This is a genomic window from Novosphingobium sp. PY1 (assembly GCF_017312445.1).
In the GTDB taxonomy this organism is placed as follows: domain Bacteria; phylum Pseudomonadota; class Alphaproteobacteria; order Sphingomonadales; family Sphingomonadaceae; genus Novosphingobium.
Window position 1 is genome coordinate 1 of record NZ_BLTI01000013.1, and the last position, 12825, is coordinate 12825.

At 64.3% G+C, this 12825-nt stretch carries 8 protein-coding genes; 1 reads left to right on the forward strand and 7 read right to left on the reverse strand.

Going from position 1 to position 12825, the window contains the following annotated elements; genetic code table 11:
* The coding region (locus J3474_RS18005) for an Ig-like domain-containing protein (protein WP_207095116.1) at window positions 1-1857 on the reverse strand (1857 nt) is incomplete at its 3' end.
* 478 nt (window positions 1858-2335) lie between these two features.
* On the opposite strand from J3474_RS18005, the gene J3474_RS18010 reads away from it, so the two are divergent.
* Complete coding sequence (locus J3474_RS18010) at window positions 2336-3520, forward strand: hypothetical protein (RefSeq protein ID WP_242528474.1); 1185 nt, start codon at window positions 2336-2338, stop codon at window positions 3518-3520.
* Window positions 3521-3588: 68 nt separating this feature from the next.
* On the opposite strand, the gene J3474_RS18015 is transcribed toward J3474_RS18010, so the two are convergent.
* The 6 genes from J3474_RS18015 to J3474_RS18040 form a co-directional block, all read right to left on the reverse strand.
* Window positions 3589-4362 carry a glycosyltransferase family 2 protein gene (locus J3474_RS18015; RefSeq protein ID WP_207095118.1) on the reverse strand — a complete coding sequence of 258 codons (774 nt, stop codon included), beginning with the start codon at window positions 4360-4362 and terminating at the stop codon, window positions 3589-3591.
* Between the two features lie 91 nt (window positions 4363-4453).
* Entirely contained in the window at window positions 4454-7618 is a 3165-nt protein-coding gene (locus tag J3474_RS18020) for a CusA/CzcA family heavy metal efflux RND transporter (RefSeq protein ID WP_207095291.1), read from the reverse strand.
* Window positions 7619-7640: 22 nt separating this feature from the next.
* Window positions 7641-8900, reverse strand: coding sequence for an efflux RND transporter periplasmic adaptor subunit (locus J3474_RS18025; protein ID WP_207095119.1), 1260 nt, complete (start codon window positions 8898-8900; stop codon window positions 7641-7643).
* Window positions 8897-10180, reverse strand: a complete 1284-nt coding sequence (locus J3474_RS18030) for a TolC family protein (protein ID WP_207095120.1) — start codon at window positions 10178-10180, stop codon at window positions 8897-8899. The genes J3474_RS18025 and J3474_RS18030 overlap by 4 nt, the downstream gene beginning before the upstream one ends.
* Window positions 10181-10235: 55 nt before the next feature.
* Window positions 10236-10628: a hypothetical protein gene (locus J3474_RS18035; protein ID WP_242528475.1), complete on the reverse strand. Its 393-nt coding sequence runs from the start codon at window positions 10626-10628 to the stop codon at window positions 10236-10238.
* A 111-nt stretch (window positions 10629-10739) separates the two neighbouring features.
* Complete coding sequence (locus J3474_RS18040; protein ID WP_207095292.1) at window positions 10740-12395, reverse strand: FAD-binding protein; 1656 nt, start codon at window positions 12393-12395, stop codon at window positions 10740-10742.
* Window positions 12396-12825 lie beyond the last annotated feature (430 nt).

The window sequence follows — 12825 nt, forward strand, 5'->3', positions numbered from 1 at the left end:
GCCGTAGGTGCCCGCGATGCCCGCACCGCCAAGGTTGCCGGTAACCGGCGCCGAAGTGTCGGTGCCGGTGGCAACGCCGGTGATCGTCGCGCCGTCAGCCCCCGGGACATCGTTCGCCAGCACACCCGTCGCCGGCACAGTCAAGGTGCCGCCTTCGGTGACTGTCCCCGAATCCGCAAGCGCCGTTGGCATGTCGTCGACGATCTGGATGTCGAGATTGTCGGAGGCGGGATCGCCGTCCGCATCGATGACCGTGATATCGAACGACACGGTCGTGCCATCGGTGTTCGAGGTATTGTCGTTGAGCGTATAGGTATAGGTGACGCTGCCGTCGCCGGTGACCGGATCGAAAGTGAGATCGTTGACGGTCAGCGTACCCGTCTCATCGCTCGAGACAACTTGCGGGAAGGTACCCGGCGTGACGACAGTGCCCCCGATCGAGACGCTGGTCAGGCCATCGTCGGAATGGAAGGTGATCGTGCCCGTGGTCGATTCGGGGCCGCTGACGAACTGCGAACCGGGGTCCTCGCCATCGCGCGTATCGGTCGACGGGGGCAGCTGGTTCTCGTTGACCTGGGTTCCTTCGCCGATCTCGGGCACCGAAATGATCATCGGCGGGCTGTCTGCGATGCTGATCGTCAACGTCGCAGTCGAGACATCGCCATCACCGTCTGTCACTTGATAAGTGAAGACATCGGTTCCGCCGCCGCCGGTTCCCGGAGTGCGCACATAGCTGTAGGAACCATTGGCGAGCAACGTGAGCGTGCCGAACTCGCCGGTCACGACCGATCCGGTGCCCGAAGACGTGCCGGAAGTTCCGGCATGCACGCCGGTGACGCTGCCGCCATCGGCGCCGAGGGTATCGGCGCCCGCCGCACCGCTGGTGGTGCCCTCACCGCTCAGGACATTGCCGGTTTGCGCGGTGAAGTCCGCGGCCGGGACCGTGTCGGTATCCGCGCGGGCAACCGGAGCGTCGTCAGTGATATTGACAGTCAGCGTGGCCGTGGCGGTATCGCCATCGGGATCGGTGACCACGACCGTGAACACGTCCGCCGTGTTGTCGCCACTGGTATTGTCGGCAAGCTCGTAAGTGTAGGCAATCTGGTCGCCGTTGAGCGCACCCAGCGTCAGGCGACCAAAAGCGCCATCGATCTGCTGGCCAGCCTCACCCGTGAGCATTTCGCCATTGATGACAATGGAGCCGATGCCATCTTCCGAAGTGACGAAGATCGTGCCGGTGGTGACGTCCGACCCGTTTCCGAACTGCGTGCCGGGCGTTTCCTGATTGCCGTTGAGACGATCGCCGGAAAGACCGGATTCAGAAACCGTATCGGTAGCCGAGTCCGACGCCGGACCGCCGTCCTGGATCAGGATATCGGGCACCTTGTTCACCAGCTGGGGAAGAATTTCCTCCTGCTGTGGCTGCGGGAACGAGAGTTCGGTGTAGGGAAGCAGGTCGCCCAGGCCGTGCGCGGCCTGGATCGGTCCGGTCGGATCGGCAAAGTTGCCGCCCGAGCTCTGCAGCGCGCCGGCGGCAGGCTGAGGCTCGTTGCCGGTAAGCAACGCCGCGAGGTTGAGTGGCGGCACCGCGACATCGCCGATGACGATCTGCGGAACATAGACGGCGCCATCGGGAATGACGAAGACCCGGCCATCGGGAAGCGTGAGAACGAGGTCGCGGCCTTGCACCGACAGTTCGTCGAGCGTAGCGCCCTCGGGCAGAACGACGAGATTGTTGGCATCGGGCAGCAGGACTTGCGACGGCCCCGTCGCCGCGGCTGCCAGGGTATTGCCACCTGCCAGGTTGGCATCTGCCGGAGACATGTTGTCCGAACCGTGACCGTCCTGAAAATCCATAACCACTTCCCTGTCGCTTGCCGGCCGCGGCAAGACACCGCGACGCAGTTGGGTTCGAAATGGTCAGGCGGCGGATTCCGGACGCAACGCGACTGAACACCGCTTGACCATTGCGCCCTTTTCAGCCGGTGCCTGCCTCTCTCAGTGCTCGATGAAAGCGACTCGGAGCAGACTTAACCGGCTGAAATCACAGCAACACGCGGACTTCGTGTACACAAGTCTGTTAACTAACCTTAACGCGGCGCTGTCCCGGTCTTGCACACATTTAGAGGTAATCATTCTCTCGCCCGGGGAGTTGAAACATTTATCTAACTAACTGGTTTTCTGTAATAGTTTCCTTCCAAACCGCATGACAGCCGATCCCGAATGGCGCTGCCGCCGACCATTTTGGATGATAAGGTTTGTCAACAACCTGATTTACAGCGATACTTGCGCGTTCGATATCCGGGGCTTGCGATCGAACGCGCGGGGGGCCGTCATGAACATCGCGATGGGAATGGACTTTGCGAAAATCCATCTGGGCAGTTCGGACACGCGCGTGCTTGCCCTGGCCCTAGCCACGGGCATGGCTGGATTTACGGTCACTTATCCGGCGGTGACGGTGTCCAACGGAACGGTTGGCGATTGGATCGGCAAGCTCGAAGTCAAGCCCCTGCGCCTGACTGCACCGAGATTCGGACAGGCCCCGACAATCACGACGACCTTCCAGGATTCCGCCGAAGCCTTGACGCAGGCCGCCAAGGTCGGCGCAGCGGGTCTCACCAGCGCGCTGGCCCCCACGACTGCATCGTACGCCGCAACAGGCACGCGAACTCCGCAGCCGGAAGCTCTTCCGCCGGCCGCTGTCGGCCACATCACCGATTCCCACCAGTCTGGATTGACAAGACAGGCCCCTCAGGCTTTTGATAAGGCTGAGCCAACGACCCAGATCCGCTTGCCAGAACCCTCATATGCGCGACCGCAAGGTGAAAGTGCAGCCAGGCCCGGACCGCTCGATGCCGTGCGCATCGCGATGCCTCAGCCTGACGTGGTCATAGCTGCCACCGGCCTGATCCAACCCGACACCATGCTGAAAGTCGCCGTTTCGCCCGTTCCGCAACCCGCAGTTGCGGTATCGGCCCAGCCCGGGCAATCGCTTGCCCCAAGCGCAAAGCCCGGCGCCGGCCCCGCAGTGGCTGCGGGACCTCTATCCCAGAGCGAGGGACTTGGAATGTTCGCGCAGCCCGAGGAAGTGCGCCAGTTCGACCTTGCCAAGTTGGCCCCAGCCCGCCAGCCAGCAAGGAAATCCGGCGTTTCGCCTTTGCGCGCGCAGAGCCCGACCGACGCAGGCCTTGCCAAGCCGCGCCTGGAAAAGGCACCGAAACTCGCGAAAGTACCTGATCGGGTTGTGGGCGAGCACATCATGCACGTAGCCGGGCTCAGCCTGGAAGGAATGCCCGCAGGCAACCTGACAGTCCGCATCGGCATGACGGGCGACCTGTCGGTAAAGCTCGCCGACCTGCTCGCGCCAGTGAAGGACCAGATGGCGCCGGAAACCTTCGAAAGACTGGCCAGCTCCGCCGCTGCAGCCGACTACGTCAGCTTCGCCGATCTGCGCGCGGCCGGGTTCGACATCCGCTACGACGCGGGCGGCGACAGACTGATGGTCTCGGCTCAGTTCTAAGTCTCATAATTCCGCTTTCAGCGGGGCCTTTGATCATCGATTGCCTTAGGCAGCGATACGAGCGGCGATCACCAAGTCTTTTGCCGCAGGGCCGTTCCGAGGCTTTTGCGCGACCTCAGGCGGTGGGCAAGGAAACGATAAAAGTACCAGTCCATCCCGGTAGAAGGCATGTACCGGTACAAGAGACGCTCCCAGCGCGTCCAACTCACCGAATCTCGTGAGGTTCTGCGCTCCGACGGATAACACACGTGATCGGGATGATAGACAGAGTGTCCGAACCTGCCGACCCGGTGCACGATCTCATGATCCTCGAGAACATAGGGCCAGAGTCCAGTGTCAAAGCCGCCGGCGGCGCGTAGCCAATCCGTTCGAAACGCCTGAGCATAGCCACCCGCATGGCACTTGTCCGCGAAGCGACGGCTTTTGCGCATGATGAATTCCACCCGCTCTCGGGATGCCGGATCCGGACGAGGTGCATACAGGTCGATTGCCATGACCGCAGCCGCCGCCGGGTCACCTTCGAAGATTGCGATGACGCGTTCGATGTAATCCGGAGGATAGAAAGTGTCGGCATCGCAAATTGCGACCAGAGGCGTCTCCACAAGGGCCAGACCTGCCTGCATGGCGTTGATCTTCCCGGGAATGTTGCACGCGACAATCTGAAAACGGTCTCCCAGTGACTGACCTGAACGCGCCGCTTCCATGGCCCCATCGTCGGTCGAACCGTTGTCGACGAGCAGCAGCCGAAAATGACGGTCACCTTGCGCCGCGAGACTTTCCACGGTCGGCCCGATCCATCCCTGTTCGTTGAAGAACGGGAGAATGACAGTGACCTTGCTCATGCTTTCCAATCCACCGTTCTTTCCGAGTCCGAACGCGCCGCCGACTTCTATAGGACTTCGACGGCGCGTCCACTGGATAGGAAGGTGCGGATCAGCCTTCCAGCATCTCTTCCTGATGCTCACCCGCTTCCCGCTCCGCCTCGCGCCGATGGACGATCCGGTAGAGCGCAGGCAGGACCAGCAGGGTCAGCAGGGTGGAGGAAATGATGCCCCCGATCACCACTGTTGCCAGCGGGCGTTGTACTTCGGCGCCGGCGCCGACGTTGAGGGCCATCGGAACGAAGCCGAGGCTGGCGACCAGCGCGGTCATGAGCACCGGGCGCAGGCGGGTGAGCGCGCCCTGACGGATGGCTTCGTCCAGGGGGCGGCCTGCCTCTCGCAGCTGTCGGATGAAGCTCAACATGACGACACCGTTGAGCACGGCGACGCCCGACAGGGCGATAAAGCCGACGCCTGCCGAGATCGAGAGCGGCAAGCCGCGAAGCAGCAGCGCTGCCACGCCTCCGGTCAGGGCCAGCGGCACGCCGGAGAAGACGATGCCGGCGTCCTTCGCGGACCGGAACAGGGCGAAGAGCAAGGCGAAGATCAACAGCAGCGCCGCCGGCACCACCAGCCGCAGGCGCTCTGCCGCGGACATGAGCTGCTCGAAGGTTCCGCCGTAGCTCACCCAGTAACCGGCCGGAACTTCGACTTCGGCATCGATCTTCTCGCGCAGTTCGTCGATGAACGAGCCGAGATCGCGACCGCGCACGTTCGTTGAAACGACGACCCGGCGCTTGCCGTCCTCGCGACTGACCTGGTTGGGGCCGATCACGACGTCCACCCGGGCAACGTCGCTGAGCGGCACGAAGCCGCGGGGCTGGCCGTCCTCGCCGGGAAGCGGGATCCTGAGGCGACCGATCTCGTCGGCCTTGCCGCGGATGCCCTCGGGCAGGCGGACGATCAGCGGAAAACGCCTGTCGCCCTCGAAGATCGCCCCTGCCTCGGCACCGCCGATGGAGATGGCCACGACTTCCTGCACATCGCCGACATTGAGGCCGAGGCGGGCCAGCGCTGCCCTGTCGGGTGTGACCTGCAGCACCGGCAGGCCCGTCACCTGTTCCACGCTGACGTCGCGCGCGCCGTCGATGCGCTCGACGACGCCTTCGATCGACTTGCCGATTTCGTGCAGGGTATCCAGATCGTCGCCGAAGACCTTGATCGCGACATCGGCGCGAACACCGGAGAGCAGTTCATTGAAGCGCATCTGGATGGGCTGGGTGAATTCGTAATTGTTGCCCGGCACGGTCATCGCCGCCTCGCGCATCTCGCGCACGAGTTGCTCGCGCGGCTTGCGTGGATCGGGCCACTCGGCGCGGTCCTTGAGCATGACGAACGTATCGGCGACAGACGGCGGCATGGGGTCTGTCGCAATGTCGGCGGTGCCGATCTTCGCGACGATGCGATCCACTTCTGGGAACTGCTTCAGCCGTGCCTCGAGCGCCGTCTGCATGTGCACTGCCTGCGTGAGACTGGTCCCCGGAATGCGCAGCGCATGCAGCGCGATATCCCCCTCGTCGAGGTTGGGAACGAATTCCGTTCCCATCCGCGTTGCCGAGAGGCCCGCAATCGCCACCAGGACGACGGCCCCCGCGACAAAGGCCTTGCGCAGGCGCAGAGCTGCATCGAGCGCAGGTTCGTAGATCCGTCGCGCCCGGATCATGAGGCGGCTCTCCTTCTCCTCCACCTTGCCGGTGACGAACAGCGCCACTGCAGCCGGAACGAAGGTCAGCGACAGGACGAGCGCAAAGCTCAAGGCCATTACGACGGTGATCGCCATGGGGTGGAACATCTTTCCTTCCACGCCGGTCAACGCGAAGATCGGCACGTAGACGAGCGCGATGATCAGCACGCCGAACAGCGATGGCCGGATAACCTCGGAAGTGGCCGAAGCCGCCAGCGCAAAGCGTTCACCGCGGTCGAGCAGGCGACCACGATCGTGCTGCGCCTCACCGAAGCGCCTCAGGCAGTTCTCGACGATGATGACCGCACCATCGACGATCAGGCCGAAGTCTAGTGCGCCCAGGCTCATCAGGTTGCCCGAAACGCCGGCACGCAACATGCCGGTGATGGTCATCAGCATGGTGATCGGGATCACCGCCGCGGTGATGAGCGCAGCGCGGATATTGCCGAGCAGGAGAAACAGGATGACGATGACGAGCAGAGCCCCCTCGACGAGGTTCTTCTCGACTGTCGCGACCGCGCGCTCGACAAGGTCTGTGCGGTCGTAGATCGCCACGGCCCTGACACCGGGCGGAAGCGCCCTTGCCGCTTCCTCGAGCCGCTGCGCTGCCGCCTGAGCGACGACCCGGCTGTTCTCCCCGGCCAGCATGTGGACGGTGCCGAGCACGACCTCGCGGCCGTTCTCGGTTGCAGCGCCCGTGCGCAATTGCTCCCCCATGACGACGTCGGCAACGTCGGCAATGCGGATCGGCACGCCTCCCCGGTTGGTTACGATGATCGAGCGCAGATCGTCGAGGTTGGATGCCTGCCCCGGCACGCGCACCAGGTACTGCTCGCCGTAACGCTCGATATAGCCCGCACCGACATTGGCATTGTTGCGTTCGAGAGCGGTCACGACATCGCCGAGAGCAAGGCCATAGGCCGAAAGCCGGTCAGGCAGCGGCGTGACGTGATATTGCCGCTCGAAGCCGCCGATGCTGTTCACTTCCGTGACGCCCGGCGTGTTGCGAAGCTGCGGGCGGATCACCCAGTCCTGCAGGGTGCGCAGATCCTCGGGCGTATAGCCGCTGCCGTCGGGCTTGCGCGCGCCCGGCTCGGCCTCCAGCGTGTACATGAAGATCTCGCCGAGACCGGTAGCGATCGGCCCCATTTCGGGCGCGACACCTTCGGGCAACTGGTCGCGCGCGGTCTGGAGCCGCTCGTTCACCAGCTGGCGGGCGAAGTAGATGTCCGTCCCGTCCGCGAAGACGGCCGTCACCTGGCTCAGACCGTAGCGGGAGATCGAGCGGGTATATTGCAGGCCCGGCAGGCCGGCGATGGCCGTTTCGACCGGGAACGTGACGCGCTGCTCGGCTTCCAGCGGGGAAAAGCCCTTCGCCTCGCTGTTGATCTGGACCTGCACATTGGTGATGTCGGGCGTCGCATCGATGGGCAGGCGCTGGAAGGCCCATATGCCGACGGCACAGGAAAGCGCGATGAAGCTCAGGACCATCCAGCGAAAGCGGATGGAGGCGGCGATGATGCGTTCAAGCACGTGCGGCTTGCCGGCGGATGGCTCAGTGGTCATGGCTGGCCCCCGACTTCTCGATATCCGCGCGGATCAGGAAAGCGCCGTCGGTCACGTATTCGGTGCCCGGCTTGAGGCCGCCAAGGACCTCGGTCCATTCCGGGGTGCGCCGCCCGATCTGCAGCATCCTGACCTCGTAGGTATCGCCAACCCTGGCATAGACCACATCGAAGTCCCGGAAGCGCTGGATCGCCTTCGTCTCTACCGCCAGCGGCACATCAGCCGAAGCGACGGTGAAAGTCCCGTTCACGCCCATCCCCGGCCGGAACACGTTGGCCGCGGCGGGCGGCAGGTGCACATGCGCCAGAACCGTCTGGCTGGCGAGGTCCGCGGTCGGAAGGATCGCCTCCACCTCAGCCGTCATCTGCGCATCGCCCGAAAGGCTGCGCACGGTGACGGCCTGGCCGACACGCACCCGCTCGGCATCGCGCGGATAGACGAAAAACTCGGCATGCAGCTTCGTGGGATCGGCAATCACGAACAGGGCGCGGTCGCCGGTCACGTCGCCGACATTGGCGTTCTTCTCGACGATGATCCCGCCAATCGGCGCAGGGATGGCGTATGTCTGCAGCGAATGGCTGGATTCGACCCGCGCCAGCACCTGGCCCTTGCGAACCGCCTGCCCCAGCTGGCCGCTCAGCCACATGATCTGTCCCGGAAGGCGCGCGCGCACGTCCGCCTGGCCTTCGGGCGTGATTTCCACCCGGCCGGAAAGCTCGACCAGTTCCGCGATCTGCGCCGGACCGGCCTTGCGGGTCTCAACGCCGCCCTGACGGGCTGCCTGCGCGGACATCGTCGTGCGCCCTTCATAGGAAGCGTAGGACCAGGAATGGGTGCGTCCGCCTTCGACGGCACGAACCTTGACATCGAAGCTGTGCGGTTCGCGAACCACGCCCTTCCCGCGCAGGTAATCCTCGCGCGGGGCGAAGGCGAAGCGGTCGACCTCACCGCCAAGGCGCTTGAGTTCCACGGCCAGTTGCACTTCTGCGGGCGCAAGCGGTTCATCGCCGCGGTAGGCATAGACATGGAATTCGGGCTCCGTGCCGTCTTCCTGGATGGTCACTTCGAGCGCGAAATCGCCATCGCGCAACATGCGGCCACGGTGGGGCCCGCGTTCATATTCGTCAGCGCCGGCACCATGGGCTTCGCCCTCGGTCTCGGCATGGTCGGAATGAGCGGCATCTTCGCCGCAAGCGGCAAGCAGTGACAGGGCGAGCAGCGAGCTCACACAAAATAGCGAGCGGATCATCGGCGGATCTCCGTGCTGGAAACGAGGGATGCGTGGCGGCCGGTCAGTCGGTCGAGCCGCGCGCCTGCGAGATGGAATTGCCGTAGCAGGTCGACGCGCCGGGACCGGGCATCGATCAGGGCCTGCTGGGCCTGGTTGATTTCAAGGAACGTGAAAGCCGTGCCCCCGCGCGCGAAACCGTCACGCACCAAGCGCAGCGCCTTTTGTGCCGACGGCAGGACATCGCGCTCGATCCGGGCGATTTCACTCGCCAGTGCCGCGCGCTGTGCCACAAGGCGATCCACCTCTCGGCCGATCTGCAGCCGCGCGACCGCGATCTCGGCCTCGGCGGCACGGCTCTCGGCTGACGCGCGCGCGACATTGCCGCGATTGGCCGCCCGGCTGCCCAGCGGGATCGAGCCGCCGACCATGAGGGCGACATCGTTGCCCTGCCCAAAGTGGCGAATACCGATCCGGGCCGTGGCGTCACCGGTGTTGCCCGTCTGCGCGAGGCGAACCTGGCTCTCGGCCGCTTCCCGCTCGGCGGACAGTAGCGTCAGGTCGGGGCTGTCGGCAGCCGAGGGCCCGGTTTCCTGCACCGTAAAGAACGGGTCGGTCGCCAGCGTGAAATCCTCGTTGCCGTCCCACCAGCCGGCGAGGCTGGCGCGCGACAGGCGGGCCAGCCTGCGTGCCTGATCGAGCGCGATCCTCGCCTCGATCACCGCAGTCTTCGCACGTTCGGCGGCGAACAGCGGATCGAGCGCCCGGGCCACCCGGCGGCCGACCTGCGCCTGGGTCTGCTCGGCCACCTGCAGTTGCTGCTGCGCTATGGCGATGCCCGCCTCGGCAGCGAGAGCCTCGACCCAGGCGGACTGCACCTGCGCCAGCACGTCGAGCATGCGCAGTGCGTTGCGCTCGCCGGCGACGCCCAGTTCGGCGCGGGCGGAACTCAGGCGCGCTTCGCGTTTGCCCCCGCGCTCCCAGGTGCGTTCGTACCACGCGGTGGTCTGCTGCTGCTCAAGCGGGCCGTACGTGCCTGTGCCGGCAAAATCCTCGATTTCGATGCCGACACTATCGCGCGGTCGCACACCCGCAATCGCAACCGCTGCATCGGCGGCATCGAGCCGGGCAGCGTTCACCTGCAGGGTCGGGTTGGTAGTTGCGACACGCGACAGCGCCTCGGACAGGGTGATCCCCTGCGCACTGGCGGCCTGTGCCGAAAGGACAAGCGGAATGACGGCGCACGGGGACGCCAGACGTATCAGGCGCGCGGCAAGGCGCGCGGAAGGGTTCGAAAACATGACATGAAGCCTCGCGGACGAGCGTGGGACATCCCGCGCCCGGTCAGCGCGGGGTTCAGGCGTTCAGGGTCATGAAACGGGGAGGACGCTCGAGACCGGTAAGCTCCGATCCGGGCTTGGCGCAATCCGGCCCGATCGCGTGCAGGCCCGAGTCAGCCGTGGCGAGCTGATTGGCATGGCCTGCGTCCGCCGGGATTGCCGAATTCGTATCGCCGGAGTGGTGATGGTGCCCCTGCAGTGCGCCGCCCGCTTCGTCCTCGTCATCCCGATCGGGGAAATGATCGTCCAGATGATCGAGCTGCGCGGTCAGGCTGCTGAGCAGAACGCTTTCGTGCTCATCCGCCTGTCCCGGGGCATGCTGAAGCTCGACGACCATGTTCGACCACGCCATCGCGCTCGCAAACAGGAGTGCGAGCGACAGGACGAGCATCGCAGCGATGCGGTCCATATTGAGGCGACGCGGAAAAGCCATCGGTGCACTGCGATAGCGAAACCCGGGCGTGCGCTCAAGGGTGCTGCGCATCCGAAGCCATCGGACCGGAGCGCAGCGCCATCCGCCTCACCGGTTCGGGATATGCGTGCCGAGGTGTCGTCCCGCGATGTAGCCGAAGGTCATGCCCGGCCCGAGCGTACCGCCCGCGCCGCCGTAGGCTTCGCCCAGAACCGCCGCCATCGCGTTGCCCGCGGCGTAGAGACCGGGAATCGGGTTGTCGTTCCAGTCCAGGACCTGCGCATCGGCGTTAGTACGCGGACCACCGGCGGTACCCAATGCGCCCGCTTCCATCTTCACCGCGAAATACGGTGCCTGATCGATGGCTCCCAGCGTCCGGTATGGGGACTCGTATGCCATGTCCCCCCACATGTAGAAATTGTCGTAGCTGTTGTCGCCGCGATTGAAATCGTCGTCATGGCCCTTGCGAACCATCCGGTTGAACCGCGCAACCGTGGCGACAAGGCCATCGGCATCGATGCCGGCGACTTGCGCCAGTTCCTCCAGCGTATCGGCCTGCATCATGAAGGAGGGGACCGGGCCGCCGGGCGGCGTGTTGAAGGTCGGGTACTTGTCCCGGTAGCGCTGGTCGATGATCAGCCAGTAAGGCAAGTTGGCGTAGCTGTGCGTTCCCGCATCGAAGGCATGCAGCGTCTTTCCCAGTGCATTGTAGTTCGCCGCCTCGTTGACGAAGCGCTTGCCGGCGCGGTTGACGAGGATCGCACCTGGACGCGCGCGTTCGTCCGAGCCCAGCAGGTAATTGGGCTTGGCACTGCGATGTTGCGGCTTGAGTTCCAGAACGCTCTGCATCCAGAAGGCCTGTTGCATGTTGCCCAGCTGCGCCCCGGCGTCGATGGCCATCAACAGGCCATCGCCCTCGTTCTCCGGTACGCTGACCGGGCCGGTCAACGGACCGCGCAGGAAAGTCCGGACCAGCTTCTCGTTCCATTCGAAACCTCCGGTGGCGATCACCACGCCGCGCCGGGCGCGGACGCGAAAGTCCTTGCCATCGGCATCTTCCGCGACGACCCCGATGACCCGGTCGCCATCCTTGACGAGCCTGCGCGCGCGCTTCTCGAACTCGACCGGAATCGCGCGATCCAGCACAGCCTTGAACAACGATCCGGCCAGGGCCTGACCCAGTCCCCGGTAATCCCTGGCCTCTCGCTCGGCGAGGGTGGCTTCATCGAGCGCGCCGGTTATTGCCTCCATCAGGCTGCCGCGGACCGGATAAGCCATCTTGGTCGGGTTCACCCGGCTCGCCCACTTGCCCAGCCTTTCGAATGCGAAAGCCTCGTTGTCGAGCGAACGCCCGCCATCCGGTTTCGCACCCGGCAAATAGGGCTGATAATCGGGGAAATCGGTAAAGGCATGCAGCCGCACCGGCGTCTTCTCCGCGAAATAGCGGATCATTTCAGGACCGGTTTCCATGAATGCCATCAAGGTTTCGGGATCGAGCTGCCCCGGCGCCAGCGCATCGAGATAGGCAACGACGTCCTCATCGTCGTCTTCGAAGCCAGCCTCGAGCTGGTAGTGATTACCCGGAATCCACAACATCCCGCCGGACATGGCAGTGGTCCCGCCAACCATCCCGGACTTCTCGAGGATCACCACGTCGCTGGCGCCGAAATCATGCGCGGCAATCGCCGCCGTCATCGCCGCCCCGCCCGAACCGAGCACCACGACGTCAGCTTCGCGGTCCCACTTGAATTCTTCCGTCACCATCCATCTCCCGGTCAGCCCGATACCGTTCACGCCTCCCGTCTTCCCGAGAGGCAGCGCGCTTTTTACAACAATGGTTGTAATTTAATTCGAAAGCGCGCGACCACTCCGAATAGTCATAGGCAGAACGGTGAAGGCACAAGGAAAGGCCCGTACAAGCAGCCCCGAGCCCAAGGATCGCCGGGATTGGCGTGCCAGCCTCGGAGAATGGCCAGGCATCTGGCTGTGCAGGGCCTGTCATTCGATGACCGGCACCAAGCTTCCTGCATCAGAGGTTATATGAAGAGATAGCTGTCTTGGGATATGTCCGGGCCATTCTAGAATACACGGTATGTTTACCATCTCCTGCGAGATTTACTGAATGCGGAGATTTTTATCACACCAATTCCGTCATTTAATTCTGCATCTGCACCGCCATAAGGGCGGTGGCGTC

Coding starts and splice junctions, on each gene's coding strand:
- J3474_RS18010 (WP_242528474.1), top strand. CDS start 2,336: ATGAACATCGCGATGGGAATGGACTTTGCGAAAATCCATCTGGGCAGT.
- J3474_RS18015 (WP_207095118.1), bottom strand. CDS start 4,362: ATGAGCAAGGTCACTGTCATTCTCCCGTTCTTCAACGAACAGGGATGG.
- J3474_RS18025 (WP_207095119.1), bottom strand. CDS start 8,900: ATGATCCGCTCGCTATTTTGTGTGAGCTCGCTGCTCGCCCTGTCACTG.
- J3474_RS18030 (WP_207095120.1), bottom strand. CDS start 10,180: ATGTTTTCGAACCCTTCCGCGCGCCTTGCCGCGCGCCTGATACGTCTG.
- J3474_RS18035 (WP_242528475.1), bottom strand. CDS start 10,628: ATGGACCGCATCGCTGCGATGCTCGTCCTGTCGCTCGCACTCCTGTTT.
- J3474_RS18040 (WP_207095292.1), bottom strand. CDS start 12,395: ATGGTGACGGAAGAATTCAAGTGGGACCGCGAAGCTGACGTCGTGGTG.